The sequence below is a fragment of the Bradyrhizobium sp. AUGA SZCCT0431 genome, assembly GCF_018131065.1.
Lineage (GTDB): Bacteria > Pseudomonadota > Alphaproteobacteria > Rhizobiales > Xanthobacteraceae > Bradyrhizobium.
In genome coordinates this window covers 65,206-91,712 of record NZ_JAFCLR010000030.1, presented here as the reverse complement: position 1 = coordinate 91,712, position 26,507 = coordinate 65,206, and the positions used below count along the sequence as shown (strand labels likewise).

Genomic DNA, 26,507 nt, shown 5'->3' with positions numbered 1-26,507 from the left:
TTCTGCCGTTCCTTCAAGGAAAGCACCGGGCTTTCCCCTCACGCCTGGCTGCGCCAGCACCGGCTCGAGCAGGCCATGAACATGCTGCGCGACACTGACGAATCCGTCGTCTCGATCGCAGCCGCGCTTGGTTATTCCTCCCAGACCGCGTTCGCCGCCGCATTCCGGAAGCTGACCAACGAAACACCGGGCGAGTGGAGACGGCGTACGCGATAACAGCGAACGCTCTGCGGGTAACAGACCGCCCTCAATGGCGAGGACAAGTCATGAGCTGCAATCCAATTTCGCGCGATCTTTCGCAGAATCAGCCAGACGCTTCCAAGGCGCACCAGCGCGATTTGCCGAATGCCGAACGGCGTCCTGCCGATGTGGAGATGGCGCGCGTGCTGAAGACCGCTCCGCTGCGCGTGGCTTCCGATCCGTCCAGTGGAGCGATCGCACATTGGAAGCACAATGCGCTGCACGACGTCGTCGAGCCCATGGCTGATCACGTCATCATGACTTATCCGACCGGCCTGCAACAGCTGGAGCGACGCTCGGGAAGATCAGTGGCGATCGGAACGGCGCGTTCCGGGGTTGTGACGATCATTCCCGCCGGCTCAAGCGCCCGATGGGATATTCCCGGCCCCGTCAATGTCGTTCAGCTCTATCTTCCGCCCACAACGCTCCAACGCGTCGCCGGCGAAGCCGATATGGCCGCTCCCGGCGATCTCGTGGAAAGGACGGGACATCCCGACCGCACCGCGTCCCGATTGCTCTTGAGCGCGGCGGATATGATTGGAGGCAGTGCCGCACTGGATGCTCTGTTCAGGCATCAGCTGACAGACCTTCTGGCCACTCACCTCTTGGCTGCGCACATTGGCACGCCAATCGCGTTCCAGCCGACCATAGGCGGCCTCGCGCCCACGGCGCTGCGCCGCGCCATCGAACGCCTGCGCTCGGACAGCGATGCGGACGTCTCGCTCGCGGCGCTGGCTTCGGAAGCCGGGCTGTCGCGCTTCCATTTCTGCCGTTCCTTCAAGGAAAGCACCGGGCTTTCCCCTCACGCCTGGCTGCGCCAGCACCGGCTCGAGCAGGCCATGAACATGCTGCGCGACACTGACGAATCCGTCGTCTCGATCGCGGCGGCTCTTGGCTATGCCTCCCAAACCGCCTTCGCCGCGGCATTCAGGAAGCTGACCGGCGAGACGCCGAGCGATTGGCGGAGGCGTGCGCGTTAGCAGCAATCTCTCTACAGGTACGTCAATCGCTCTGGGGCAGTCACAGGTTTGGTCCGCTAGATATAGGCCATGCGATGGCTACGCCGAGAACGAGGGAGACAGCCAATGGCCTGGAAGAATTTCGTTGGCCCAAATGCGATCACGTCGCGACGAAGGGTGGTCGCGAGCGCCCTCATGTACGGCCTTTCGTTGACGGTGCGCTTCACCTCACCGACGGGCGAGGAAGCGGAAAATCCGGCGCAAGCCACCCAAGACAAGAATCCGATGAGCTCCATCGTGATCAACGACGGCGCCCAGATCTTCAAGAATTGGCCACCGAATCCCGTCCACTCGATCGTCTTTCAACGCGGCTCGACACGCAGTTCCAAAAGCTGCCGCGCGGTATGTGAGCGGCCCATGCCGCTCATGCTGGACTGCTCGCCTCCATAGCGGCCCGTCACCTTCGTTTCACGTCTTCGCGTCGTCGTCGATTGCTGCCGCCAATGAGCCGCAGCGGCGGTAACGCGCGGAATTCTGGGAAGATCAACCACAGGAGTAGATCACATGCGACTAGTCATCATAGGCGCCGGCTTCGCCGGCATGTACGCTGCACTTTCCGCCGCCCGCCTGCGCGACATCCAGGGCGTTTCCCCCGAACAACTCGAGATCGCGCTGGTTGCACCAGAGCCGACGCTGGTGGTTCGCCCGCGGCTTTACGAACCGAAGCCCGAAACGCTGACCGCGCCTCTGCTGGATGTGCTGAAGGCCGTCGATGTTGTCTACGTGCAAGGCAGCGCCGAGACCATCGACACCAAGGCCCGGACGGTCAACATCGTCGCCGCCAAGGGCGCCAAGAAGAGCCTCTCCTACGATCGGCTGGTCGTGGCCACCGGCAGCCGGCTGTTCCGTCCGAATATTCCCGGCCTTGCCGAACACGGCTTCAGCGTCGACCAGCTCGACGATGCGATCGCCCTCGACCGGCATCTGCACGGTCTGGCCGATCGGCCGGCAAAGAACGGGCGCGACACGGTCGTCGTTGCCGGCGGCGGGTTCACCGGCATCGAGGCGGCGACGGAGATGCCCACACGGCTTCGTGCGATCCTCGGCAAGGAAACCAAGACGCGCGTCATCATCGTTGACCGGAACAGCGCGATCGCTCCGGATATGGGCGCAGGTCCGCGCCCCGTCATTGAGGATGCCCTGCGCAAGGTCGGCGTGGAGACCCGGCTCGGCGCCGGCGTCGCGTCGCTGGACAAATCCGGTGTCACGCTTTCCGATGGCGAACACATCGAAGCCGAGACCGTGATCTGGGCGGCCGGCATTCGCGCCGCCCCATTGACCCAGCAGATCCCGGCCGAGCGCGACAATTTCGGCCGGCTGCTGGTCGACCGCGACTTGCGCGTACCATCAGTGCCCGGTGTCTTCGCCACCGGCGATGCCGCCAGAGCAGCCAGCGACGATGTCGGCAATTACGCGCTGATGTCGTGCCAGCACGCCACGCGGATGGGCGCCTTTGCCGGCAACAATGCCGCCGCCGAACTGCTCGGCGTTCCGACCAAGCCCTATCACCAGGAGGGATACGTCACCTGTCTCGATCTCGGAGAAGCCGGCGCGCTGTTCACGATCGGTTGGGAGCGCAAGGTCGGGATGGTCGGCGACGTCGGCAAAAAGACCAAGCAGGAGATCAACACCGTCTGGATCTATCCGCCGAAGGCCGAGCGTGCTGCCGCGCTGGCCTCGGCCGATCCGGAGCGTGTCACTGATGTGAGTGGCTTCTTCTAGACCCTTCACGCGAAACGGGCCGCGTTCCGCGCTGGCTGCGCGGCCTGCTCAACCAAGACCAGCCAGTAGCCTTCACCATGAAACGGGAGACAAAGATGAATTTAGACACAAGCCTGGCCAACACCTCACACCCCGCTGCACCGGGCCCTAACGAGTTGGTCCCGTCGCGCTACGCGGTGCAGGTCGGCGACATTGAAGTGCTGGTGGTTAGCGATGGCGTGCTGCCGCTCCCAACCGCCATGCTGGCACACAACATCGACCCGGCCGTCCGGGCGACCTGGCTGAAAGACATGTTCCTGCCGCCGGACGCTTACGATTGGGCGCTGAACGTGGTCGTGGTGCGTAGCGGCGACCGGACCATCCTCGTCGATGCCGGGCTTGGGCTCGACCCGGACTTGCACTTGCCGCGGGCCGGGCAGTTGATCAAGCGACTGGAGGCCGCCGGCATCGATCTTGCGTCCGTGACCGACGTGGTGCTGACCCACATGCACATGGACCACATTGGCGGGCTGCTCGTCGACGGGGTGAAGGACCAACTGCGTCCGGACCTGCGGATCCACGTGTCGGCCGCCGAGGTCAAGTTCTGGGAGGCGCCCGATTTCTCCCACGTCTCCATGCCGCCGGGATTCCCGGACGCGCTTCGATCGACTGCCAAGCGGTTCGTGAAAGAGTACCGCAGCCAGCTGCGCACCTTCGAGGAGGAGTACGAGGTGGCGCCGGGAGTGGTCGTCACTCGCACCGGCGGCCACACCCCCGGGCACAGCGTGGTCCGCGTGGCGTCCGGCGGCGACCGGCTGACGTTCGCCGGCGACCTCGTGTTCGCGGTCGGGTTCGAGCACCCCGAGTGGTACAACGGCTTCGAACACGACCCCGAGGAGTCGGCCCGCGTTCGTATCAGTCTCTTGCGGGAGCTGGCTGAGACCCGCGGGCTGCTGGTGGCAACTCACCTGCCGTTCCCGTCCGTCGGCCATGTGGCAGCCAACGGCGACGCCTTTCGCTGGGTGCCGGTCTTCTGGGACTACTGACCGCACGGTCCGAACGAGGCGCGTCACGCGCTTGATCCGATACGGGCCGCGTTACCAGCGCCGGAGCGCGGCCCGCTCACCCAAAATCCTCTTGGAGCTCGACCTCGATGAAACACGAGACCGTGCGCGCGACCGCGTTCGCCATGCCGCTAACGAACTCGGCCTTTCCACCCGGACCCTACCGGTTCATCAACCGCGAGTACTTCATCATCCGCTACCGGACCGATCCCGAAGCGCTGCGCCGGGTGGTGCCGGAGCCGCTCGAAGTGGCCGAGCCGGTGGTGAATTACGAATTCATCCGGATGCCTGATTCAACCGGCTTCGGCGACTACACCGAAAGCGGCCAGGTTATCCCGGTGTCCTACCGGGGCGAGGCCGGCAGCTTCGTGCACCAGATGTTCCTCAATGATCATCCGCCCATTGCCGGCGGGCGCGAGCTGTGGGGCTTTCCCAAGAAGCTGGCGCAGCCGAAACTGGCGGTCGAGACCGACACGCTGGTCGGCACGCTGAACTACGGTTCGGTCCGCATCGCCACCGGCACCATGGGCTACAAGCACCGCGCCCTCGACACATCGGTCGAAGCCAAAAAGCTCTCCGCACCCAACTTCCTGCTCAAGATCATCCCGCATGTCGACGGCACGGCACGTATTTGCGAGCTGGTGCGCTTCCATCTCGAGGACATCACGGTGAAGGGCGCATGGGCCGGGCCGGCGGCGCTTGACCTGTGCTCGCATGCGCTCGCTCCCGTCGCCGAGCTGCCGGTGCTTGAGGTGCTGTCGGCCAAGCACGTTGTTGCCGACCTCACGCTCGGGCTTGGCACCGTGGTCCACGACTATCTGGCACCTGGCGCGACGCTACGTCGACGCGGGACCGGGTCCGAGATCCTGATTGAAGCGAATGCCGGCTGATCGGATCAGCCACAATGCAGGGAGTTTTGGCAATGCTGAACGTGATGCGTGAACAATCAAGGCCGGTGCCGCAGCAAACCAGGCCGCTGCCGTACGATGTCGTCGCTCTGGTGCTGCAGGGCGGTGGCGCGCTTGGAGCCTATCAGGCCGGCGTCTATGAAGGCCTGCACGAGGCCGGCATCCGGCCGAACTGGCTGGCCGGCATCTCGATCGGCGCGCTCAACGCCGCCATCATCGCCGGCTCGCCCGAAGGCGAGCGCGTGCAACGGTTGCGCGAATTCTGGGAGACGATCTGTGCCTTTTCGATCGAGTGGCCCGCCGGCGAGGGGCTGGCCAACGCCTTGCCGTTTGCTTTCGACATCAACTCGGTGCGCAACAGGTTGGCGGCAACGCGGGCCCTGGTCCAGGGGCAGCCCGGCTTCTTCAAGCCGCGCTTCCCGTCGCCGCTCTGGTCGCCGTTCACGGGCGATGCCGCGACCAGCTTCTACGACACCGCGCCGTTGCAACAGACGCTGGAGCGGCTCGTCGACTTCGACCGGCTGAACTCGGGCGAAGCGCGCGTCAGCGTCGGCGCGGTCAACGTCCGCACCGGCAATTTGACCTATTTCGACACCGCCGAACGCCGGCTGGGACCGAAGCATTTCATGGCTTCCGGCGCGCTGCCGCCGGGATTCCCCGCCGTTGAAATCGAGGGCGAGCACTATTGGGACGGCGGTGTGGTTTCGAATACGCCGCTGTCCCGTGTGCTGTCCGGCGAGCCATGTGACACGCTGACGTTCCAGATCGATCTCTGGTCGGCCAGGGGCCGCGTCCCCCAGGACCTGATGGAGGTGTCGAGCCGGCAGAAGGACATCCAGTATTCGAGCCGCACACGCGCCGTCACCGACCAGGTGATGCGGATGCAGAAGATGCGTCAGGCGTTGCAGCGGACCATGGAAGAGCTGCCGGCAAGCGCAAAAGCGAAACCGGAAATCCGCGCCATCGCCGATATGGCGCGCCATCGCTCCTACAACATCGTTCACCTGATCTACCAGTCCAAGATCTACGAAGGCCATTCCAGGGACTACGAGTTCGGATTGAGCGCGATGCGTACGCATTGGCAGAGCGGGCTCGAAGACATCCGCCGCACGCTGGCCGATCCGCACCGCCTCGACCCGCCGGCACCGGAACTCGGCATCGTCACGCACGACGTGCATCGCCGCGACTGAGCTCTCGGCGGACTTCATCTCTCAAAACATCCGAAAGGAATTCCAATGTTGAAGGGCAAGGTAGCCATCGTGACCGGATCGACCAGCGGCATCGGCCTCGGCATCGCCAGGGAGCTGGCGAAGGCCGGCGCCGATCTGGTGTTGAACGGTTTTGGCGAGACGAGCGAAATCGAAGCGATCCGCAGCGGGATCGAACGCGAGCATGGCGTGCGCGTCGTCTACGACGGCGCCGACATGTCGAAGGGCGACGCCGTGCGCGGATTGATTGCCGCGACGATCGAGAAATTCGGGCGTCTCGACGTCCTCGTGAACAATGCCGGCATCCAGTTCACCGCGCCGGTGGATGAGTTTCCGGCGGCCAAGTGGGATGCAATCCTCGCGATCAACCTGTCGGCGGCATTCCACGGCATTGCGGCGGCGGTGCCGCAGATGAAAAAGCAGCGCTGGGGACGGATCGTCAACATCGCTTCCGCGCACGGCCTCGTCGCTTCGACGCACAAGGCCGCCTACGTCGCGGCCAAGCACGGGATGGTCGGCCTGACCAAGGTGGTCGGCCTGGAGACCGCCGGCAGCGGCGTCACCTGCAATGCGGTGTGTCCCGGCTGGGTGCGAACGCCGTTGGTGGAGAAGCAGATCAGCGACATCGCTGCGCAACGCGGCATCAGCCAGAAGCAAGCCGCCGAGGAGCTGTTGTCGGAGAAACAGCCGTCACTGGATTTTGCCTCGCCGGAGCAGCTTGGCGGCACCGTCGCGTTCCTGTGCTCGCTTGCTGCCGAGCAGATCACAGGCACCACGATCTCCGTCGATGGCGGCTGGACCGCACGCTAGGCGAGACGATGAGCATTTCCTCACATGACGGAGAAAATGATGATCGCTATCAGCGCCCGGCCCAGCCGTTCAGCAAACCGCGTGATGCCGAAAACGACAACAGCCTGTCTACTTTTTCCGGCCAGGCCGAACACCGTTCAAAAAGACCTCGACGGCCGAACCGACCGCCGCTTGGATCTCTCGATCCGACGGCGCCGCGCGGAGCCCGAGAACGACCTGCAAATGAAGGTTGTCGCGGATCATGCCGACAAAGTGCCCGGCCATTCGCGAGCAATCATCGGTTCGAATTTCCCCGCGCTTGTTGGCGGCTTCAAGGACCTCGGCGAGCCGGGACGTCGCCCGGCCGGGTCCTTGTTCGTAGAACGACTTCACAAGATCAGGAAAGCGGTTGGCCTCGGTGACGGCAATTCGGTAAATGCCGATCAAGGTGGGCGACATGTGAACACCCATCAGGTGCAGACCAAACGCCGTCAGCGTCGCCCGCAGATCGTGGCCTTCGGTCTGCTCGATGATCAAAGTCGAAAGCACTCTGTCCGCGTTTTCCTTGACGATGGCGGAGAACAGGCCCTGCTTGTTGCCGAATTCACTGTAGATGTTGCGTTTCGAACCACCGGCGCGTTCGATGATCGCGTCGATGCTCGTCGCCGCGTAGCCCTGTTCAAAAAACACCTCGGCCGCAGCGCGAAGCAGGGCTTCCCGGCGACCGTTCGCACGCCCTTTCTTAGGCACAGCCATTCATCCATCCCGATCCATCCCTTGACTGGTAACGATCATTACCATACACGTCAAATGGTAACATCCATTACCGGAGGCTGTCATGCAGCGTAACAGGAAGAAGACGATCGGCTTGCTGTTGTGCCTTGGCGCCGTGGTGATCGTGGCCACGGGATGGAGGGCGCGTTCGATCGGCGAGACCTCGACCGACAATGCGTATGTCCGTGGTGACGTGACCTCACTCGCCCCGAAGGTTGCGGGCTATGTCACGACCCTCGAGGTCGAGGATAACCAGACCGTCCAGGCGGGTGACGTCCTGTTCCGGATCGACGATCGGGACTATCGCGCAAAGCTTGCGCAAGCGGCGGCCAATGTCGAAGCGGCCGAGGCTCGCCTCACCAATGTCGATGCCGACATCCAGCTTCAGCACGCCCTGGTTCGACAGGCCGAAGCGCAACGACGTTCGACCGTCGCCGAGCGGAATCTGGCGACCAAGGCCTCCGATCGCCGCCGCGAACTTATCCGCACCAATGCCGTCAGCCAGGCCGCGGTCGATGAAAGCGACGCGGCGCTGTCGAGGGCGGAAGCGGGCGTGTCGGCGGCGTCGGCAATGGTGGAGGCCCAGCAGCAGCGCATTGCCGTCCTTGCCACCCAGCGCGAAGCTGCCGTTGCTGCTGTGGCGCAGGCACAGGCCGCACGCGATCTTGCCCAGATCGACCTCGACAACACGGTGGTACATGCGCCGGTCGACGGCGTGATCGGCAACCGCCAGGTCCGCATCGGCCGGCTGGTTGCGCCGGGCGCGTCCTTGCTTGACATCGTTCCGGTCAAGGACGTGTGGGTGGTGGCGAATTTCAAGGAAACCCAGATCGAACATATCCGGCCCGGCCAGCGCGTCCGCATCAAGGTCGACGGCTACCCGAATGAGACGATTGAAGGCCTGGTGGACAGCTTCGCACCTGGCAGCGGGTCTGCCTTCAGTCTGCTCCCCGCGGACAATGCGACAGGAAACTTCATCCGCGTCGTGCAACGCGTACCGGTGAAGATCCGCTTTGCCAACAACCCGTTGCCCGGCCGCCTCGTGCCTGGGCTGTCCGCGCGTGTCGAAATTGACCGGAGAAGCGGCTCATGACCATCGCCGTCGCCGACACGCCGAGCCGCGACAGAGCTGCGACAGGAACCCTTCTTGTCGTGGGGGTCGTGCTTGCGACGCTGACGGAGGCGATCGCAGGCACCGTGCTGTCGCTCGGGCGCGGCTATATCATCGGCGACACCTACGCAACTCCCGACGAGGCCGCCTGGCTGGACATCGGATACACCGCTCTGAAACTGATCGGGTTCATGACCGCCCCCTGGCTGATGACCCGCATCAATCCGCGCAGCCTGATCATCGGCTCAACGCTGGTCATGGGCGCGGCATGTGGTATTGCCGTCATCACAGCCCGGCTGGACCTGTTGATAGCACTCCGCATGATACAGGGCTTCTCCGGAGGCACCTTGCTTATCGGCGGCCAGGCGCTCATTTTTCTCGCCTATCCGCGCGCCCACCAGCCGATCCTTCAAGCCCTGTTCGCGATGGGATCGGTCGTCGCGCCCGGGACCATCGCCCCGGCGCTCCAGGGATGGTTGCTCGACAGCCAGTCCTGGGCATGGATTTTCGTCAGCGTCGTTCCGGTGGCCCTGGCAGCGGCTGGCCTCCTGTTGATCGCGGACGCCCCGAAGCCCGCTGCGGCCGTGCGCCGTCCGTTTGATTGGATCGGCTTCGCGCTGATGTCAGTCACATTTCTCTGCTTCACCTATGTCCTCAATCAGGGCAACCGATGGCGCTGGTTCGAGGAACCTCGCATCCTGTGGCTAACAGTGCTGGGCGCCGCCGCCTTGCTGCTGTTTCTCGGCCACCAGGTGATCGCCAAAGGCCGGGGCCTGCTCGATTTCACCTTGTTCCGGTCGGAAGATTTTTGCTTCGCCTTCATTGTCAGCTTTGTCGCCGGCGCCGCACTGTTCGGGAGCGCATTCCTGATTCCGTCCTTTGCCGTATCCGTTCTCGCGTTCAGGCCTACCGACGCCGGCCTGCTCTTGTTGCCGAGCGGCGCGTTCTTCATCGGCACGCTCCTCATAGCCGCCTTCCTCATGCAAGCCCGCCGCGTTCCTCCGGTCGCGACGGTGCCCTTTGGGATCCTGATGATCATGATTGCGATGTGGATGCTATCCGGCTCGACCAGCGAAAGCGGCGCGCACGACATGATGGCCGCCATCCTGTTGCGCGGCCTGGGCCTTGGCTTCCTGTTTCTGTCCATCACGCTGATCGCCTTTGGCAATCTCCACGACCACAACCGTGCGTCGGGCATCGGTCTCTTCAATGCGGGTCGCCAGCTTGGCGGCCTGATGGGGGTCGCCGGACTGCAGACACTGATCGACCATAACGTCGCCCGCAATGTTGCGGTGCTCGGCGCCAGCGTCACCGCGGGCGTTCCTGCAGTCAGCGAGCGGCTGACGGCGACGACAGCCATGCTCGCGGCAAAAGGAATGGACGCCGTGGCCGCCAGCCGGGCGGCCACGAGCCTGCTGGGAAGAGCCGTCACCGGTCAGTCCACCGTGATCGCCTTCGACACCGCGTTCAATGCCGTCGCGTTGCTTTTCGTCATCGCCGCGCCCGTGCTGGTCTCCATCAAGATCGGATTCCACCGCTACGCGAAAGCGCACGCGGCGCAGTCATCCCGGAGCAAGGAGCCGTAACATGAGACGTCCCGCGTCCGCTCGATCGGACAATGCTGAATCGAGGCCGGACGTTCGCTCCGACATCGTGTCGGCGATCAGCGAGGCCCTCGCTCATCCCGGCGATGCGTCCGCCGGCCTCAACAGTATTTTTCATCGCAGCGGATATTCGGAAAAGGATATCTGGTCGACATTCGAAAGTGTCGACGATCTCGTCGTCGCGGTTGCCGAGCACGAAGCCTTTTTCATATCGCAGCCATTGGTGAGGAGGGCACGCCCCACTACCCTTGACGATGTACGCGATACCCTTGTCGCCTTCGGACTGGTTGCCTCGCGAGAGTATTCGACCACCCTGGTCGGGTTCATCAGGATGATGATGGCCGAAGGTGCGCGCAACCCTTCTCTCAAGAAGCGGTTGTACGAGGCGGGGTCGGAGATCGTCACACGGAGGCTGCGGGAGTTTCTGTCGGAAGCCAATGAAAGAGGGATTCTGTCGATATCGGACGCTCAGGTATGCGCTGAGCAATTGATGGGACTATTGAGGGAGCCGCTCTACCAGGCATTGATGCTGAATCCCTTGACGAGCCAGAACGGGACAACCGCCGACCGCGTCAAGGCCAGCGTTGAAAGGTTCCTGCATGGCTGTGCAAGCGCGGGGAGCGCCAGATATGAACGCGCCATATGATACTGCCCGTGCGAGCCAGTCCTGGCTGGCGCGGAGCAGCGACAGCCCATCAAGCCTGAAGGTCGTCGCCGATGTCCCGTCGGATCTGGCCAACTGCGCCGACGAGCATGGATCGCTGGTGACGGTCGAGCCCGTCGACTGGATCATTTGCTTCGTCCCCGGCCTGAAACGGCAATGGTGGCATCGGTTCGTCCATCACAAGCATAAGCACGTCTTTGCCATGCGGCCCACGAACACCGGGAGCTGGCTGCTCGTGGAGCCGTGGTGGACCCGCATGATGGTGACGATCTTGCCGCCGGCCGATGCCGTCAAATTTCTCCGCTGGGGTGGGACGGGCGATATCCTTCGCGTCCGCGAACAGGTCCCCGGTAAGGCGAGCCAGATGCGCGGCTGGTCGAATTGCGCGGTCATCACGGCGTTTGTGCTTGGGCGGCCGAGCTGGACATGGACACCGCACGGTCTCTACAAGGAACTGCTCCGCGAGAAGACAACGCGGCGCGAGAACGTGGAGCAGCTTCTGGTCGAGCAGTTCGCCAAGGTCGTCAGCCAATACTCGTCCAATGCCCTGAGTGTCAGTGCCGACCAGCTTTCCCTGCCGCTCAGGGAATTGCTCATCATCATCGGGCGCAATCTTCTCGAGACAATGATGACACCGGCCTTGCTGGAGGTTTGTTACACCGCCATCCTCGAAGCGGACCGCTACCCGAATGCGACGCGGGTCTACGCGCAGCATGGCCCAAAGCGGGCCATCGCGGTCCTGACAAAAATTCTTGCAAGAGCAAAGCAGGCCGGCGAGATCGATCTTGCGGATTGCGAAGCCGGCGCCCGCCAGTTTCTCGGCATGCTCTATGGCAACATTCACCTGGAAGCCGTGCTTCAGCTCGGCGCGATACCAACGCTTTCCGAGATCGATTTGCGCGCCCGCACCGCGGTGAAAGTCTTTCTCGACGGCGCCGGGCCTGACGAGACGGCAATCCTCGCGCGAGGGGTTTTACGCAACGACGGCGGGCCATTGCCGGCGGCCGGCCGCCGGGCATGGGTCTACCTGCGTTAGCCGGCCTATTTTCTGGTTTGCTTCCGTGCTGGACGCCCCGGTTTTCCGAAGATCGCCGGGGGGACCGCGCGATCGATGATCTCGCGAAGGGCGAAATTCGACTGGATACGCGAGACGTGCGGCAGGCGCGACAGTTCGGTCCGGTGAATTCTCTCGAAGTCTTCGATATCGCGCGCCAGCACGATCAGGAGATAGTCGTCGTTTCCCGACATCAGAAAAGTGCGGATCACCGACGGGCAGTTGACGACGGCGACTTCGAACGATTTCAGCGCCTCGTCGCTTTGGCTGTTGAGCGCGATTCTGACCAGCACAGTCGTGTTGAGGCCAAACCGGCTCGGATCAAGGATGGCCTGATAGCCTCTGATATATCCTTCGTCTTCCAGCGCGCGTTGCCGCCGCGCGATCGCGGTGCTCGAAAGTCCCACCCGCTCCGCCAGTTCGGTGTGACTGACCCGCGCGTTGGCGCTGAGTTCGGCGAGAATGGTCATGTCGATCTTGTCGTGGTCCATATGTTTAAAATCCTGCGCCATAGTGCCAAACTGCGTTGAATTTCTGCACTATTTGCCGGTATGTGCGCAAGTTTGCTCAGAAACAACCACGGTTCCCTCCTAGAAAAGGGGCGTGCCATACAGCGGAGGTTGCCATGAAGGTCGGGGTGCCCAGGGAGATCAAGACGCACGAATACCGTGTCGGTCTGACGCCGGGGGCCGTTCGCGAATATGTGGCGGCGGGGCACAGCGTCGTGGTCGAGACCAATGCCGGCGTCGGCATCGGCGCGACGGATGACGCTTATCGCAAGGCTGGCGCTACTGTGCTGGACTCCGCCCGCGAGGTGTTTGCGTCCAGCCAGATGATCGTCAAGGTCAAGGAGCCGCAAGCTTCGGAATGGTCGCAACTGCGGCAAGACCAGATTCTCTTCACATACCTGCACCTGGCGCCCGATCCGGACCAGGCCAAGGGCCTCATCGAGTCCGGATGCACCGCGATCGCCTATGAGACCGTGACGGATGCCCATGGCGGCCTGCCGCTGCTGGCGCCGATGAGCGAGGTGGCGGGCAGGCTTGCGATCGAAGCGGCCGGCGCGGCCTTGCGGCGGCATGCGGGAGGCCGGGGCCTGTTGATCGGGGGCGTGCCGGGCGTCCAGCCCGCACGCATCGTGGTGATCGGAGGCGGAGTCGTCGGGACGCACGCGGCACGTATGGCGGTCGGCCTCGGCGCCGAGGTCACCATTCTCGACCGTTCGATAGGCCGGCTCCGCGAGCTGGACGAACTGTTCGAGGGGCGTGTTCGGACGAAATTCTCGACCATCGACAGCATTGAGGAAGAGGTGTTCGCCGCCGATGTCGTGATCGGTGCGGTGCTCGTCCCGGGCGCGAGCGCGCCGAAACTGGTGACGCGGGATATGTTGAGTTCGATGCGCAAGGGGGCTGTGATCGTGGACGTCGCGATCGACCAGGGCGGCTGCTTTGAGACATCGCACCCGACCACCCACGATAATCCCACATACGAGGTGGAGGGCGTCATCCACTACTGCGTCGCCAACATGCCAGGCGCTGTTCCGCTGACCTCCAGCCAGGCGCTGAATAACGCCACGCTGCCGTTTGGCCTGGCGCTCGCCAGCAAGGGATTTGCAGCCGTGCTCGAGAATCCGCATTTGCGCGCTGGTCTGAATGTCTACCGGGGGCGGTTGACGTGCGAACCGGTGGCCAGAAGCCTCGGCATGCCATTTTCACCGATCGAGGGCGCTGTGGCTTGAGGCCGGAAGTCTCTTCGGGGAGATTTCAAGGGCGGATAGTGTCTGCTGTTGCGCTATTCGAATCTATTTGTGCAAGAGCATTGTCACTATAAGTCCCCGGCCATCTTGCGTCTTCAAACTGATCGACCCGCCATGACTCAAAATGACGTCGCCGTGTCAAATTCTTACCAATGACCTCTACGGCGACCCCAGTATCCGCCGCCGCCAAACAACAGCACCACAACAACAATAATAAGGATCAATTCCATAGGAAGTCTCCTTTGATGGCAATGACTTCAAATAGCGAACTGCCTGCCGTGAACTAAGTTCCGTCTGGCGCGGCGGTGATCGAACCAGCATCCTCTTTGGATTTCATGCAAGCTGGTCAATATTGCTCACTTTCAAACTCTCCCGGCCAGGACAATTAGGCGGGTCGCGCAGCGGTTGGCTCAAAAAATGAGGGCGGCTCTTAGGCCGCCCTTGTAGCCTTCGATAATGTAAACGATCTCGTGGATGTGCGGGCTCCGGAACTTAATATCGTCTCAAAACGTCTCCTATTGGAGCATCGTGCTTTCGTACTGAAGTCGCGCATGCCTCAAATAGGAGTGTGCAATGAACATTTTTTACATCATCGGCGTCGTGGTCGTCATAATCTTTGTTGCCGGATTCCTCGGGCTGCGCTGAACAAACCATCCGATATGATTTTGACCTGATCTTATCATGGCTGGCCAAAGGCAGTAATAACTGAGAGCAATCCGCTTGCGATTGGTACAACTCTCGCCCCCAAGAACGCCTTCCACGCCAGTTGAATGCTGCCCCGCCTGGCGCAGGTCAAGCCGGTGACAGAGTTCGCCATAGCCAACATCAAGCCCTTTCATCCTCTGGCCCGAGGTCGACCAAAGCTGTATAATTCCTGCCTGGCACGATGACATTCGCGTCCGGGAGGGAGGACAATGATTGTTGCCTCACCGCCACCACAGCGCCCCCCTATTGCGCCGGTCTCAGACGACCATCTGCCAGAGCCACAGGCTGCGGTGACGGAAGCTGCCGACGAGACGGAGATGCCGCTGCCGTCCAATCCGCAGACATTCTTTCTCGGCGGTTTGTTCGCGTTGGGTGTCTTTGCGGTGCTCTACCTGGCAAGCGCGATCATCCTTCCCGTCGTACTCGCCTTCGTGTTGAACCTCCTTCTTCAACCTGCTGTCCGCCTTTTACGGCGTGTGCATCTGCCCCGCGCTGTCGGAGCGCTCTTGACTGTTCTCCTGGTTATTGGAGCGCTGGCAGGTCTTGTGGCAGCCTTGTCAGTACCGGCTGCGACTTGGGCTGAGCGGCTGCCCGAGGGCATACCGCGCCTGGAGGCACACCTTGAGGTTATAAAAGCGCCAATCCAAGCGTTGCATAAGGTTATCCAACGGGCCGAGCAGGTTGCAGACGCTCCCCCCAGCCAGGGCTCGATCGTTTCCGTTCGCCGCGATCTTGGCCTGACGGGCGCCCTTTTTGCAGGGACGCGCTCAGTGCTGGATGGCCTGTTTACGACTGTCTTAGTGCTCTATTTTCTTTTGGTAGCGGGCAACATTTTTCTTCGACGCATCGTTGAAATTCTGCCGACGTTCACCAACAAGCGACAAGCCGTCGATATTTCTCAGCAGATCCAAGAGGACATATCGGGCTATCTGGTGACGATCACGGCCATGAATGCTGCCGTGGGTGTCACGACGGCGGCTGCGATGTATCTTTGCGGCCTTGGAGACCCCTTGTTGTGGGGCACCACGGCCTTCCTGCTCAACTTCATTCCAATTTTGGGGCCGTTCTTCGGGGTCTGCATCTTCGTGCTGGTCGGAATGCTGAGTTTCGATAGCTTATGGTGGGCCTTACTGCCGCCGGCCCTCTACCTTGGCATTCATCTCGTCGAGGGTGAAACACTGACTCCCATGCTGCTTGCGCGGCGCTTCACGCTGAACCCGGTGTTGATCATCTTGGCGCTGGTGTTCTGGTTCTGGATGTGGGGCGTGATTGGCGCGATCTTGGCCGTTCCCATGCTGGCTATCCTGAAGATCATTTCTGATAGATTGCGACCGCTAAAGGCTCTGGGGCACTTCCTCGAGGGGGAATAGCGGTATTGCGTCTCGCTGGTACGTCCCACAGCAACTGAGATGCTTGTAACGGCTCGTCTTGCGTCATGCGGACCTGCGCGGACTAGTCGGTCCGGCCCGTGCAAACAGTTGCGCCAGTTAGAAGTGGATCGCGAAATCATCGCCTGAGGAATTTTGCAGGCGGCCGAGAGCGGCGAGCAGGACGCCGGCAAACTATGCGAGAAAGCCATCCACGGATTGAGCGCCATGGACTATCGCGGCTGAGGTCGAATGCAGGCGACGCCTCGGTTGGCGGCCTCTTTGTCATTCGGGGATACACTCGCCGAGACACTGTGCGCTATTGGGGCAAGCGGCGGGGCGGGCCAGTGGTTTTGTCGAACCAATAGACCCGCCTCTGTACTCGCGCCTTCACTTCATTCCTTGGCGCAAGTTTTCTCAGCCGCCAAAGCTGTTTGCGCTTCGGCCTGTGACGGATGTGCCATACCGATAACCTTCATGTTTCCACCAGCGGCGGGCTGGGCATTGACAACCTGACATTTCATCGTCGCGGTATCTTGAGCCAGGTAGAACGAGGAAGCACCTGATGGCGGCGCTTGACCGGTAGTTTTGTCCTGCTGCGCGAATGATGGTCCCGCGAATGCGAGAATGGCGACCGTCGCTAAAAGAATTTTCGGCATGGTGTGTACCTCCTGGTTATTGGACAGCGAGCAAATCGAGGCAGGCGATGAATGTTCCAGCGATTCCAGCGATAACCGATTTTATTTTTTGTCCCTATGTGCGGTTCGGCTCCGACGATGTCCGTTAATCGGGGTCGACCGGCGGTCCTGGGTCAGAACGACGCGAATGACCCGAACCGGACATTTGGTCTGAACGACTCGAGAAACGGGCCATCGGGCGCGTCGACGGGCTAGATCGCAACCGAAAACTTCTCAGTTGTGTTGCACGCTGTGCATTCGAAAGTGCGAATGTCGTAGCCGGGCGCTGACGGCTCGATGAAAGACAGCCTCATTGGCTTGTGGCACTTGGAGCAGGCCAGGACACCGATTTCTGCGCAGCTGAATAGTGGATCGGGATGGACGGATGGCATGATGCTCGCCTTGGATCAGGCGGGAGCGCGACACTCTCAGTCACCGGTAAAAGCCTGTACGGGGCGGTGATGCAGCAGCATACCTTTCCGGGTTCCGGAGCCGCTGGTCAATATTGGTCAGTTTCTGAAATAGAACACCGCCAGTCCGACATCTGGCTCACGAGGGAGTCCCGGTTTCCCTTGCGGGACTCCCTCCAGCCGGTCAATTCCCCTCATCATCTAAAGTAGCTGCTTCATTACGGCGTAGAACCGCTATAATTTGAGGCGCGCTCGTTTATCGGAGCATAGGAGGCTCCTGTGGGGAAGCCAGCCAATAACGAGTTCGATGCCAAAGCCTTTCTCGCCAAGGTAGGGGCCGGCAAGACGATCTTGGAATTAGAGAAAAATCGCCACGTCTTTGAGCAAGGAGACGTGGCGGACACGGTTTTTTACATTCAAAAAGGCAAGGTCAAGCTCACTGTCCTATCCGAGCAAGGTAAGGAAGCGGTAGTCGGGATTTTAGAACCGGGCCAGTTCTTCGGTGAGGGATGCCTCAATGGCCATCCATTGCGCATCGCGACCACAACGGCGATGGAAGAATGTGTGATTACCTCCATAACCAAGGAAGCGATGATTGCCACCCTTCATACCGAACCGAAATTCTCCGAGCTGTTCATCGCGTATCTCTTGACACGGAACAGCCGAGTTGAAGAGGACCTGATCGACCAGCTTTTCAATTCAAGCGAGAAGCGACTCGCGCGCCTTCTTCTGCTGCTCGCAAATTTCGGAAAGGAAGGTATACCTCAGCCAATTTTATTGGATATCAGCCAGGAAACGTTGGCAGAGATGATTGGAACGACCCGATCCCGCGTGAGCTTCTTCATGAACAAGTTCCGCAAACTTGGACTCATCAGCTACAACGGAAAGATAGAGATTCACAATTCGCTACTGAACGCTGTTTTGCATGAAAAGCCCGAGATAGAGCGGAATGATTCAACAAGCAAAGTCTAGACCGCTAGTGGCACATTTAAGACATGCCGAGCCTTGGGATGGATGTCGGCTTTCAGAGGTAAAGCGGAAGTAGCGCGGCCAGTTCACAGCCACCAAGCCCGGCACGACGCCGCTCGGCCTTGAGGAGGCCCATCGGGACCTTCGGATCACCCCGGCAGAATTCGATGAGGTCGCAGCCGAGCTTGGACGGACACTGGACTTCGCCAAGGTCCCGAAGCGCGAGAAGGCCGAAGTCCTGGCAGCCTTCGCCGCCCACAAGGACGAGGTCACCGCCGGTTACGTCGCGGCTGCCAAGCGCGGCTGAAGCGTCCTGTTCCCGGTCCAGACGATCCTGCCCATCAAAGCTGGACGGGATTGCTAGCTGCGCCCCTGCGAAAACAAATCATTTCAGCTCTTGCAGCAACTTCCGTGCGCCATCCGGGCATTGGTCATGGGACTTTTTCATCAGACGAATTAGGCCCGGGCGGCAGGCCAGCTCCAGGGCCGCTCAAACCGGTTTCCTGAGCGGCACAACTGACCGGAATGTGTGGCGCGCTGCTTACCACGACCGGACCACCGTCGGCGGCGTGGCTCATAATCGTTTCAAGATACAGAAAAAATTTCTCAGCAAGCATCGAAGCCTCCCCCGGTTCGGAAGAGTTGGTATTAAATTACTCTCGCGGGAAGGCGGGCGCTAGTCCTTTGTGCACCGAAATTCTCAAAAAAAGCGTCGATTTCAGTAACTTGGGATAGCGCTACGCTAGCAACTGAAGCGAGCAGAAGGTCAGGTGCGAAACCACAAGAACTCCGTTACTCCCGCTCGTCTCGGATGCTCATGCAAGATAGGCGAAAATTTCGATTTGCTGTGTCGCTTGAGCCCGGCGCGGGTTGGCCTCTGTCGTGGACAGCCTTCATTCCGTTGAGCCCAATTAATCCGGTGAGCCTCTACCGAAAGGCGGCCGATCGAAAGCTACAAGAGATTTCTTCTCTTTGTCTGGCATTGCCGTAGTGAAGCGTTCCTCGCCGTTGGCTTGCAGCATTATGACAATGTACAACTTCACCGGGTGACTTTTGCATCAATTCGCGACTAATTCTCTTGGATTACCAGGACACGCCTTGCCATTGTCATAAAACCTTCATACCCCATCCCGATGGAGATATCCTTGAACGCGCGGCAGCCAGTCGGGAGCGATTCGGGTAGCGCTAATGCCGTGCGACCGAATGAGCACGCCGAAATCGAACTTAAGCTGCTTGCGCCGCAAGGATCCCTCGAAAAACTGCGCGAGCTGCCGGTTATTTTGCAGCATGCGCGCAACCGGGGCGCGTTTCACCGGCTGGAAACGGTGTATTACGACACGCCGGAGCGGCTGCTATTTCGACATGGCATGTCGCTGCGCGTGCGACGCAGCGGCAAGCACTTCATCCAGACACTGAAGCTCTTGCCCAACAGCGCGCAACCTCTGATGCGGCGGCAGTGGGAAGCGCCGGTTGACGGCATCAGCCCTGATCTGGAGCAGCTTCCCGCCGACGAGGTCGGCGATCCAATCACGACGCTGACCAACGACGCACTGGTGCCGGTTTTCACGACGAAGGTTCGTCGGCACGCGCGACAGCTCGACCTGCCCGATGCGTCGGTTGAAATCGCATTCGACGAGGGGACGATCGAGGCCGGTGCGCGCCAGGAAGTCCTGTCCGAAATCGAACTCGAATTGAAGAGCGGCAATGCCAGCGTCCTGTTCGATCTCGGGACGCAGTTGCTCGACGCTGCGCCGCTGCAACTTGGTACCCGCAGCAAGGCGGAGCGCGGCTATGCGCTCGCGTTTGAGGTCGTGCAGCTAGCGTCGAAAGCCGAGTTATTCAGCATTACCGCGGAGCACGTGGTCGACGACGTCATCGCAGGCCTGGTGGGGTCCTGCTGGCATCACCTTCTGAAAAATCACGCGGTGGCGGAGAAGGGATTGGACCCCGAAGGCGTTCATCAGATGCGCGTCGCCTTGCGCCGTCTGCGGACGATCTGTGCGCTGTTCCGGCGCGATATTCCGTCGCCGGCATTCCAGGCGGTCAACGGCGAAGCGGGGTGGCTGATGCAACAGCTCGGCCCGGCGCGGGAATGGGATGTTTTCGCCGATACGACTGTCTCTCGCCTGGTTGCGGCGGCTCCGAATGTCGACCTCGGCGGCCTGCGCGAGGCGGTCGAACGGCAGCGCAAGGCGAGCTATGGCGCCTTGCAGATCGTTCTCGCCGATGCCCGTTGCAGCCGTTTCCTGCTCTCGCTGGGGCAATTGGTAGAACGCCGCGGCTGGCGCAACGAGATCGACAGCGAAGCGCTGGCCGTCCTGTCGCAACCGATGCCGACGCTCGCCGATAAAATTCTGGCGCGGTTGCATCGCAAGGCGCTGAAGCATGGCGCGCATTTCCGGCGGCTCAACGTCGCTGCGCAGCACAATCTCAGAATCGACCTCAAGAAGTTGCGCTACGCGGCGGAATTCTTCCTGCCGCTCTATGCCGCCCATGCGCCCGCGAAGCGCTATGCGCGACGGCTCGCCAGGCTCCAGGCCGGTCTGGGGCGCGCGCGCGACATCGCAACCACCCGCATTCTGCTCGATGCCATCAGGCAGGACGAGCAGCCTGCGCTTCATCTCGCCATCGGCGCGGTGGCCGGTTGGCAGGCCCGCGATCAGATGGTGGTGGCGAAAACGTTGCGCAAGAGATGGCGGCGGTTCAAGGTGACGCCGACATTCTGGGGCCGGTAAGTTCGTCAATTGGGCTGTGCAAGCTGCGATATCGGAAACGGGTCTATTGCTGACGTGGCCGGGACGTTCGGTTCTGGTGTTGCCAGAGCGAAGCGTGGCTTGCCGAGCCGTAGCTCGCGGACCGAGCAGGGCGTGGCAGCCTTCGGCTCCGGCAGGACTCGAACCTGCAGCCGAACCGTTATGAGACCTGCGACGTTCAGCCGTGCCACATCACTTCATCTCCTGCAGCAACTTCCGCGCGTCAGCCAACAAGGCCTGAATCTGCTTGCGCTCGGCGATTGCGACGCTTGTGAAGAGGCCGTGCTTGCGCGCGTTCTGGTTTTTCCTTGGCGCGCCGGATTCGGGCGCACCGCCGTGCATGCGGCAGCGCCTTTTGCCGCGCAGCGCCGGCGAGCGGCACGATCCGCCGGAGCCGATTTTTGCGCCACAACGCGGGCTCGCCAGCATCGGGCCGGTAGAGCGGGCGTGGTCGCTCATGACAGCCCTTGTCCGGAACGATCACGTCCGACATGCTGCGTGACGTTGCCGACGATGGCCTTGCCGCCATCCCCGACCGACACGTTCTGCACGGTGATGGCAGGCTCGCCATTGTTGCGATAGCGGTTGAGCGCTTCCATCTGGGCCGGAAAGGTGCGCGCCAGCCTGCCCAATGCGCGCGCTGCGCTGTCTTGCCGGGCGACGTCGTCCGCATTGGCGAGGTGATGGACACATCGCATCGCCATGACATGAACGGACACCATCTGCGCCACCAGCATGGCCTCGACGGAATCCCTGGGCTTGATGCTTTTCACCATTGAGATCATGAAGGAGAGGTTGACCGCGTCAGGCTTCTGCCCGCTCACGCTGGCTCGCACCAATTGTCGCAGGATCCCATCCATCGCATCGCGATCGGAAACCCCCAATGCGTCCGCCATCAGCTGTTCGCCATGCTCCGCGTCTGGATGGTCGATGGTGAATCCGTTTGACATGAGCTTTATCCGCGGGGTCTCGGCAGCCTTGGTTTGACCGGTTGCGGCCATTGCCGTTGCGTCGTTGAGGTCTGGAGCTGTGTTCACGTCGATATCTCCTCGGGCACGGCCATGGTGCGCGCGCGTTCGGCAACGCGCGGGCGATCGCGCCGCGGCGAGCCGGTGCAACTTCAACTGTTGAATGGGTTTTTGCCCGCGATCGTGCCGAAAAATCTGCCGCTGGGCAGGGGCGTGTTCAAAGATCGCGCGACAATGGATCGTTGCTACTGATTTGCCCGACGTGTCAAAGTGTTTTTGAAGCTCAAAGCAGCCATGCCGGCGGTCACCGGCTACTTTGCATGGGGTTGTTTTCGATATTTTTGTTGGGAGCGGGCAGCGTTGGCCCAGCGGTAGGAATGGGCGGTCATGGAACGGGCAGGTCGTTGTTGAACACCCATCACGAGAAATTCGAAAACAGGTAAGTCTGTGGGCCTTCCAGTTCGCTACTTCAGGTCCCTTGCCTTGACTGCGATCGCCGCCGCCGCGGTGCGGTTTTCCACCCCAAGCTTCGAATAGATCTGCTCGAGATGCTTATCCACCGTGCGGGGCGAAAGGCCCAAGATCTGTGCGATGTCGCGGTTGGTCTTGCCCTTGGAGAGCCAGGACAGCACTTCGCCCTCGCGCGTGGTCAGCCCAAGCTCGCTGGAGAATTCGGCGGCCGTACCGGCGCTGGCGTCCTTGGCGAGCCGCAACAGGAATTCGCTGGGACCGGTCTTGCCCATATAGTGCAGCCGGAGCTGCTCGTTGCCGGGAAAAGGCGCCGTCGCGGCCTTCGAGGCGGCCTTGCCTTCCTGCGCCTGCTCCAGCCATCGCGGCACCGGCTCCGGCAGCACGAGCTCGTCGTTGGCATTGGCGCTGAGCGTTGCCGACAATAGCTTCTGCGCCTGCGGCGTCGCCCACAGGATCTTGCCTTGCCCGCTGACCGCCAGCAGATAGCGGCCGGAGACGTCGAGCGCGGTGCGGGCGCTCTGCGTCAGCCGGGCGTTGGCGAGGTGCACCCGAATCCGCGCCAGCATCTCCTCGATCGCAATCGGTTTTGTCACATAGTCGACACCGCCGGCCTCGAGCCCGCGAACGATGTGTTCGGTTTCCGCAAGGCCCGTCATGAAGATGATGGGAACGTTGACCAGGCCCGCATCGCGCTTGAGCCGTCTGCAGGTTTCAAAGCCGTCCATCCCGGGCATCACGGCATCGAGCAGCACGATATCAGGCGTGATCTGGTCGACGATCCGCATCGCCGAGGCGCCGTCGAGCGCGACCATGACGGTCATGCCGGCACCATCGAGTGCGTCGGTGAGCAGCCGCAGCGTCTCCGGGGAATCGTCAACGACGAGGGCGACGTCGCGCTTTTTGGGATCAATGATCATAGCTGTACAACGTCTTCAGGGTCGCCATGTATTGATCGAGATCGAAGCGGTCGATCAAGGCGCGCATTTGCGTGACGAAGTCGGCATGTTCAGGGCAATCGTTGCCGATTTCATCGAGTTTGAGCTGGATGGCGCGGATATAACCCAGTTGCCCGAGGCCGATCAGTTCCTCGATATGCTGTACCGACGGCCGTGAACCGGTCTCGGGCTTCCAGTGCGGAACGATGATTTGATCGGCTTCGTAGTCCCACTCGAGTTTGAGCAGTTGGCGAATGGTTTCCAGCAACTTGGGAATGTCGATCGGTTTCATCAGATAGCCGTCGTGAAACGGCTGCGCCAGCGGTGCGCCGTGTGCTTCCAGCGCACTCGCCGATACCATCAGGATGCGGGCCTGATGGTGTCCGGTCGCGCGCAGCGTCTCCGCCACCGTCCAGCCGTCCATGCCGGCCATCGAGATATCCAGCAGAAACAGATCGGGCCGGCAATGCTGGGCCAACGCCAGGCAGGCGGGCCCGTCGGGCGCGCTGAGCAGGATGAAGCCGAGCGGCGTCAACACCTCGCGCAGCAGATCGCGATGGGTCGGATCGTCGTCGGTGATCAGGATCGTCCTGCGCGGGCCGTGATAGCCGAAGATCGGCGCCCCGACGGGTGCGATCTGCGTCGGGTTGGTGACCTCAGACAGCAGGATTTTCATGCGGAAGTTGCTGCCGGTACCGACCGTGCTGGTCACCTTGATGTCGCCGCCCATGACGCCGGCGAGCAACCGGCTGATGGTCAGGCCGAGACCGGTTCCGGTCTGCGGCTGCGAAACCCCGAGCGCGCCGCGTTCGAACGGTGCGAAGATGCGCTCCAGATCGCCGGCCTGAATGCCGGGGCCGGTGTCGATCACTTCGAATTCCGCCACCGGGCTGCGGTAATGCACCACGAACTGCACGCTGCCGGCCTGCGTGAACTTGATGGCGTTCGACAACAGATTGATCAGGATCTGGCGCAACCGTTTCTCGTCGGCAAAGACCACGACGGGCAGCACCGCCGGGCGCTTGAACACGAAGTCGATGCCCTTGGCGGCCGCCTGCAGCCGGAACATGCCGACCAGCTGATCGAGGAAATCGCTGAGGCGGACTTCATCGCGCGACAGATAGAGCCGGCCGGCCTCGATCTTGGAGATGTCCAGAATGCCGTCGATCAGCCCCGACAGATGATCGGCGCTGCGGCGGACCACGCGCACCTGATCGCGTGGTTTTGTCTGCAGGCTGGAATCCTGCTCCAGCAACTGCGCGTAGCCGCTGATGGCGTTGAGCGGCGAGCGCAGCTCGTGGCTCAACCCGACCACGTAGCGGCTCTTCGCCAGATTGGCGGACTCGGCGACTTCCTTGGCGCGCTGCAGCTCCGCGTCGGTGCGTTTATGCGCATCGATCTCCTGGATCAGCAGCGTGGTCTGCCGTCTGGTTTCCGCTTCCGCCGCGCGGCGGCTTTGCTGCGCCAGCACGAACAGCCAGGCCACCACGCCGATGATGATCGTGAGTGCGAAGAACACCTTCCAGAGCACATCGGATAGCTGGAGATCGTCGAGCGGAATCGTCGCCGACGTCTGCAGGTAAATCAGCGCGAGCGTCAACCCGACCAGCCCTGCGGAAACCGCGAACACGCCGAGATAGTGCCCAACCTGGGAGTTGATCCGCGCGTAGATCGGTTCAGGCAGCATCTTGCCCAGCGTGTCCGATATCTGCGCCTGAATCCGCGCATGCGGCTTGCAGAGATCGTGGCAGCGTGCGTCCAGCGAACAGCACAGCGAGCAGATCGGGCCGGCATAGGCTGGGCAGGAGGCCATGTCCTCGGGTTCGAACGAATGCTCGCAGATACAGCACTGGATGGCTTCGAGGTTCTGCCAGCTCCGCTTCGGCTTGCGCGCGATGTAGTACTTGCCGCCGGTCGCCCAGGCGATCAGCGGCGCGGTGACAAAGGCGACTGCGAGCGCGACGAAAGCCGACAGTGCCTTCGGCGTCGGGCCGAACAGGCCGTAGAACGCACTGATGGAAACGATGGTCGCGATTGTCATCGCGCCGACGCCGACGGGGTTGATGTCGTAGAGATGCGCGCGCTTGAACTCGATGTGCTGCGGACGCAAGCCGAGCGGCTTGTTGACGACGAGATCGGCGACCAGCGCGCCAACCCAGGCGATGGCGACGTTGGAATAAAGCGCCAGCGTCTGCTCCAGCGCCTTGTAGACGCCGATTTCCATCAGCAGCAGTGCCACCAGCACGTTGAAGACGAGCCAGACCACGCGGCCGGGATGGCTGTGGGTCAGCCGCGAGAAGAAATTCGACCAGGCGATCGAGCCGGCATAGGCGTTGGTGACGTTGATCTTGATCTGCGAGAGAATGACGAAGGTGCCGGTCAGCGCCAGCACCAGATCGGGCTGCGACAGCACATAACGGAACGCCTCGAGATACATGTGCGCGGGCTCGGCCGCATGCTCGGTGGAAACGCCGTGGCTGAGCGCGAAGTAGGCGAGGAACGAGCCCAGCAGCAGTTTAAGCGCGCCGAAGATGATCCAGCCGGGGCCGGCGCTGAGCATCGCGATCCACCACGACGTCCGCGAGGTGCGGCGGTCGCGCGGCAGGAACCGCAGGAAGTCAACTTGTTCGCCGATCTGCGCCACCAGCGAAAACACCACCGAGGCGGCGGTGCCGAACAACAGCAGATCGAGATTCCCGCCGGCGTCGCCATGCTCGCCGGAGAATTTCCGCCACTCCGTAAACGACTGCGGGTTGGCGTAGGCGATCGCGACAAAGGGGAGGATGTGCAGGATGATCCAGATCGGCTGCGTCCACAGCTGGAAGCGGCTGATCAAAGTGATGCCGTACGTGACCAGCGGAATGATGACGACCGCGCTGATGAGATAGCCGATGGGTCGCGGGATGCCGAAGCACATCTCCAGCGCGCTGGCGAGAATGACCGCCTCGAGCGCGAAAAAGATGAAGGTGAAGGAAGCGTAGATCAGCGACGTGATGGTCGAGCCGATATAACCGAAACCGGCCCCGCGGGTCAGCAGGTCGATGTCGATGCCGCATTTGGCGGCGTGATAGGCAATCGGCAGTCCGCAGAGGAAGATGATGACGCTGACGACCAGAATGGCGACGACCGCATTGGTAGCACCGTAATTGAGCGTAATGGTGCCGCCGATTGCTTCCAGCGCCAGGAACGAGATCGCGCCGAGCGCGGTGTTGGCAACGCGGGCGGCGGACCATCGCCGCGCGCTTTTGGCGGTGAAGCGCAGCGCGTAGTCTTCCAGCGTCTGGTTGGCAACCCATTGATTGTATTGGCGCCTGACGCGGTCAATCCGCTGCCGCCCTGCCACTTTGTTGCTCCTGACCG

The 26,507-nt window shown here is 61.8% G+C and carries 24 protein-coding genes; 16 read left to right on the top strand and 8 right to left on the bottom strand.

Annotated elements, in window-relative coordinates:
• The 8 genes from JQ567_RS26165 to JQ567_RS26130 form a co-directional block, all read left to right on the top strand.
• A partial coding sequence (locus tag JQ567_RS26165) for a helix-turn-helix transcriptional regulator (RefSeq protein ID WP_212441485.1) occupies positions 1-216 on the top strand: 216 nt, incomplete at its 5' end.
• Between the two features lie 50 nt (positions 217-266).
• Positions 267-1,220, top strand: coding sequence for an AraC family transcriptional regulator (locus JQ567_RS26160; protein WP_212441484.1), 954 nt, complete (start codon positions 267-269; stop codon positions 1,218-1,220).
• A gap of 105 nt (positions 1,221-1,325) precedes the next feature.
• Positions 1,326-1,649: a hypothetical protein gene (locus JQ567_RS26155; protein WP_212441483.1), complete on the top strand. Its 324-nt coding sequence runs from the start codon at positions 1,326-1,328 to the stop codon at positions 1,647-1,649.
• A gap of 114 nt (positions 1,650-1,763) precedes the next feature.
• On the top strand, positions 1,764-2,981 hold the full coding sequence (locus JQ567_RS26150; RefSeq protein ID WP_212441482.1) for an NAD(P)/FAD-dependent oxidoreductase: 1,218 nt from the start codon (positions 1,764-1,766) through the stop codon (positions 2,979-2,981).
• 95 nt (positions 2,982-3,076) lie between these two features.
• On the top strand, positions 3,077-4,006 hold the full coding sequence (locus JQ567_RS26145; protein ID WP_212441481.1) for an MBL fold metallo-hydrolase: 930 nt from the start codon (positions 3,077-3,079) through the stop codon (positions 4,004-4,006).
• Positions 4,007-4,113: 107 nt separating this feature from the next.
• Complete coding sequence (locus JQ567_RS26140; protein WP_212441480.1) at positions 4,114-4,914, top strand: acetoacetate decarboxylase; 801 nt, start codon at positions 4,114-4,116, stop codon at positions 4,912-4,914.
• Positions 4,915-4,946: 32 nt separating this feature from the next.
• The gene (locus JQ567_RS26135; protein WP_212441479.1) at positions 4,947-6,122 is read left to right on the top strand and encodes a patatin-like phospholipase family protein; all 1,176 of its coding nucleotides are present in this window, start codon (positions 4,947-4,949) and stop codon (positions 6,120-6,122) included.
• Positions 6,123-6,167: 45 nt separating this feature from the next.
• On the top strand, positions 6,168-6,950 hold the full coding sequence (locus JQ567_RS26130) for a 3-hydroxybutyrate dehydrogenase (protein ID WP_212441478.1): 783 nt from the start codon (positions 6,168-6,170) through the stop codon (positions 6,948-6,950).
• Positions 6,951-7,058: 108 nt separating this feature from the next.
• Here the strand turns inward: JQ567_RS26130 and JQ567_RS26125 are convergent, their stop codons facing one another.
• Positions 7,059-7,685: a TetR/AcrR family transcriptional regulator gene (locus JQ567_RS26125; protein WP_212441477.1), complete on the bottom strand. Its 627-nt coding sequence runs from the start codon at positions 7,683-7,685 to the stop codon at positions 7,059-7,061.
• Positions 7,686-7,767: 82 nt separating this feature from the next.
• Here JQ567_RS26125 and JQ567_RS26120 point away from each other — a divergent pair, with 82 nt between their 5' ends.
• From JQ567_RS26120 to JQ567_RS26105, 4 genes are read left to right on the top strand one after another with little or no spacing between them, the layout of a single operon-like run.
• The gene (locus JQ567_RS26120; RefSeq protein WP_212441476.1) at positions 7,768-8,796 is read left to right on the top strand and encodes an HlyD family secretion protein; all 1,029 of its coding nucleotides are present in this window, start codon (positions 7,768-7,770) and stop codon (positions 8,794-8,796) included.
• Positions 8,793-10,400, top strand: coding sequence for an MFS transporter (locus JQ567_RS26115; protein ID WP_212441475.1), 1,608 nt, complete (start codon positions 8,793-8,795; stop codon positions 10,398-10,400). Before JQ567_RS26120 ends, JQ567_RS26115 begins: the two co-directional genes overlap by 4 nt.
• 1 nt (position 10,401) lies before the next feature.
• Positions 10,402-11,064, top strand: coding sequence for a TetR/AcrR family transcriptional regulator C-terminal domain-containing protein (locus JQ567_RS26110; protein WP_212441474.1), 663 nt, complete (start codon positions 10,402-10,404; stop codon positions 11,062-11,064).
• A complete protein-coding gene (locus JQ567_RS26105) occupies positions 11,048-12,118 on the top strand; it encodes a TetR/AcrR family transcriptional regulator C-terminal domain-containing protein (RefSeq protein ID WP_212441473.1) in 1,071 nt (356 codons plus the stop codon). Before JQ567_RS26110 ends, JQ567_RS26105 begins: the two co-directional genes overlap by 17 nt.
• Positions 12,119-12,123: 5 nt before the next feature.
• Here JQ567_RS26105 and JQ567_RS26100 read toward each other — a convergent pair whose 3' ends face one another.
• Positions 12,124-12,627, bottom strand: a complete 504-nt coding sequence (locus JQ567_RS26100; RefSeq protein ID WP_212441472.1) for an Lrp/AsnC family transcriptional regulator — start codon at positions 12,625-12,627, stop codon at positions 12,124-12,126.
• Positions 12,628-12,761: 134 nt separating this feature from the next.
• On the opposite strand from JQ567_RS26100, the gene ald reads away from it, so the two are divergent.
• Together ald and JQ567_RS26090 are read left to right on the top strand one after the other, a co-directional pair.
• Entirely contained in the window at positions 12,762-13,874 is a 1,113-nt protein-coding gene (gene ald, locus JQ567_RS26095) for an alanine dehydrogenase (RefSeq protein WP_212441471.1), read from the top strand.
• A 932-nt stretch (positions 13,875-14,806) separates the two neighbouring features.
• Complete coding sequence (locus JQ567_RS26090) at positions 14,807-15,967, top strand: AI-2E family transporter (protein WP_212441470.1); 1,161 nt, start codon at positions 14,807-14,809, stop codon at positions 15,965-15,967.
• Between the two features lie 392 nt (positions 15,968-16,359).
• Here the strand turns inward: JQ567_RS26090 and JQ567_RS26085 are convergent, their stop codons facing one another.
• A complete protein-coding gene (locus JQ567_RS26085) occupies positions 16,360-16,623 on the bottom strand; it encodes a hypothetical protein (protein WP_212441469.1) in 264 nt (87 codons plus the stop codon).
• A gap of 707 nt (positions 16,624-17,330) precedes the next feature.
• Between JQ567_RS26085 and JQ567_RS26080 the strand changes: the two genes are divergently transcribed.
• Positions 17,331-18,023: a Crp/Fnr family transcriptional regulator gene (locus JQ567_RS26080; protein ID WP_212441468.1), complete on the top strand. Its 693-nt coding sequence runs from the start codon at positions 17,331-17,333 to the stop codon at positions 18,021-18,023.
• A gap of 428 nt (positions 18,024-18,451) precedes the next feature.
• Here the strand turns inward: JQ567_RS26080 and JQ567_RS26075 are convergent, their stop codons facing one another.
• Positions 18,452-18,637 (bottom strand): hypothetical protein, encoded by a 186-nt coding sequence (locus JQ567_RS26075; RefSeq protein ID WP_212441467.1) that lies wholly within the window; start codon positions 18,635-18,637, stop codon positions 18,452-18,454.
• Positions 18,638-19,213: 576 nt separating this feature from the next.
• On the opposite strand from JQ567_RS26075, the gene JQ567_RS26070 reads away from it, so the two are divergent.
• The gene (locus tag JQ567_RS26070) at positions 19,214-20,755 is read left to right on the top strand and encodes a CYTH and CHAD domain-containing protein (RefSeq protein ID WP_212441466.1); all 1,542 of its coding nucleotides are present in this window, start codon (positions 19,214-19,216) and stop codon (positions 20,753-20,755) included.
• Between the two features lie 210 nt (positions 20,756-20,965).
• Here the strand turns inward: JQ567_RS26070 and JQ567_RS26065 are convergent, their stop codons facing one another.
• The 4 genes from JQ567_RS26065 to JQ567_RS26050 all read right to left on the bottom strand — a co-directional run bounded on the left by JQ567_RS26065 (position 20,966) and on the right by JQ567_RS26050 (position 26,490).
• Positions 20,966-21,232 (bottom strand): HGGxSTG domain-containing protein, encoded by a 267-nt coding sequence (locus JQ567_RS26065; protein ID WP_212441465.1) that lies wholly within the window; start codon positions 21,230-21,232, stop codon positions 20,966-20,968.
• Positions 21,229-21,723, bottom strand: coding sequence for a hypothetical protein (locus JQ567_RS26060; RefSeq protein WP_312017466.1), 495 nt, complete (start codon positions 21,721-21,723; stop codon positions 21,229-21,231). The genes JQ567_RS26065 and JQ567_RS26060 overlap by 4 nt, the downstream gene beginning before the upstream one ends.
• A gap of 482 nt (positions 21,724-22,205) precedes the next feature.
• Positions 22,206-23,129 carry a response regulator transcription factor gene (locus tag JQ567_RS26055; RefSeq protein WP_212441463.1) on the bottom strand — a complete coding sequence of 308 codons (924 nt, stop codon included), beginning with the start codon at positions 23,127-23,129 and terminating at the stop codon, positions 22,206-22,208.
• A complete protein-coding gene (locus JQ567_RS26050; protein WP_212441462.1) occupies positions 23,119-26,490 on the bottom strand; it encodes an ATP-binding protein in 3,372 nt (1,123 codons plus the stop codon). Before JQ567_RS26050 ends, JQ567_RS26055 begins: the two co-directional genes overlap by 11 nt.
• Positions 26,491-26,507 lie beyond the last annotated feature (17 nt).

Bases quoted from the DNA above. Each gene is read 5' to 3' on its own strand.
- JQ567_RS26145 (WP_212441481.1), top strand. From the start codon at position 3,077: ATGAATTTAGACACAAGCCTGGCCAACACCTCACACCCCGCTGCACCG.
- JQ567_RS26110 (WP_212441474.1), top strand. From the start codon at position 10,402: ATGAGACGTCCCGCGTCCGCTCGATCGGACAATGCTGAATCGAGGCCG.
- JQ567_RS26120 (WP_212441476.1), top strand. From the start codon at position 7,768: ATGCAGCGTAACAGGAAGAAGACGATCGGCTTGCTGTTGTGCCTTGGC.
- JQ567_RS26130 (WP_212441478.1), top strand. From the start codon at position 6,168: ATGTTGAAGGGCAAGGTAGCCATCGTGACCGGATCGACCAGCGGCATC.
- JQ567_RS26055 (WP_212441463.1), bottom strand. From the start codon at position 23,129: ATGATCATTGATCCCAAAAAGCGCGACGTCGCCCTCGTCGTTGACGAT.
- JQ567_RS26125 (WP_212441477.1), bottom strand. From the start codon at position 7,685: ATGGCTGTGCCTAAGAAAGGGCGTGCGAACGGTCGCCGGGAAGCCCTG.
- JQ567_RS26100 (WP_212441472.1), bottom strand. From the start codon at position 12,627: ATGGACCACGACAAGATCGACATGACCATTCTCGCCGAACTCAGCGCC.
- JQ567_RS26150 (WP_212441482.1), top strand. From the start codon at position 1,764: ATGCGACTAGTCATCATAGGCGCCGGCTTCGCCGGCATGTACGCTGCA.
- JQ567_RS26060 (WP_312017466.1), bottom strand. From the start codon at position 21,723: ATGTCAAACGGATTCACCATCGACCATCCAGACGCGGAGCATGGCGAA.
- JQ567_RS26160 (WP_212441484.1), top strand. From the start codon at position 267: ATGAGCTGCAATCCAATTTCGCGCGATCTTTCGCAGAATCAGCCAGAC.
- JQ567_RS26155 (WP_212441483.1), top strand. From the start codon at position 1,326: ATGGCCTGGAAGAATTTCGTTGGCCCAAATGCGATCACGTCGCGACGA.
- JQ567_RS26105 (WP_212441473.1), top strand. From the start codon at position 11,048: ATGAACGCGCCATATGATACTGCCCGTGCGAGCCAGTCCTGGCTGGCG.
- JQ567_RS26135 (WP_212441479.1), top strand. From the start codon at position 4,947: ATGCTGAACGTGATGCGTGAACAATCAAGGCCGGTGCCGCAGCAAACC.
- JQ567_RS26090 (WP_212441470.1), top strand. From the start codon at position 14,807: ATGATTGTTGCCTCACCGCCACCACAGCGCCCCCCTATTGCGCCGGTC.
- JQ567_RS26075 (WP_212441467.1), bottom strand. From the start codon at position 18,637: ATGCTTGCTGAGAAATTTTTTCTGTATCTTGAAACGATTATGAGCCAC.
- JQ567_RS26085 (WP_212441469.1), bottom strand. From the start codon at position 16,623: ATGCCGAAAATTCTTTTAGCGACGGTCGCCATTCTCGCATTCGCGGGA.
- JQ567_RS26140 (WP_212441480.1), top strand. From the start codon at position 4,114: ATGAAACACGAGACCGTGCGCGCGACCGCGTTCGCCATGCCGCTAACG.
- ald (WP_212441471.1), top strand. From the start codon at position 12,762: ATGAAGGTCGGGGTGCCCAGGGAGATCAAGACGCACGAATACCGTGTC.
- JQ567_RS26115 (WP_212441475.1), top strand. From the start codon at position 8,793: ATGACCATCGCCGTCGCCGACACGCCGAGCCGCGACAGAGCTGCGACA.
- JQ567_RS26065 (WP_212441465.1), bottom strand. From the start codon at position 21,232: ATGAGCGACCACGCCCGCTCTACCGGCCCGATGCTGGCGAGCCCGCGT.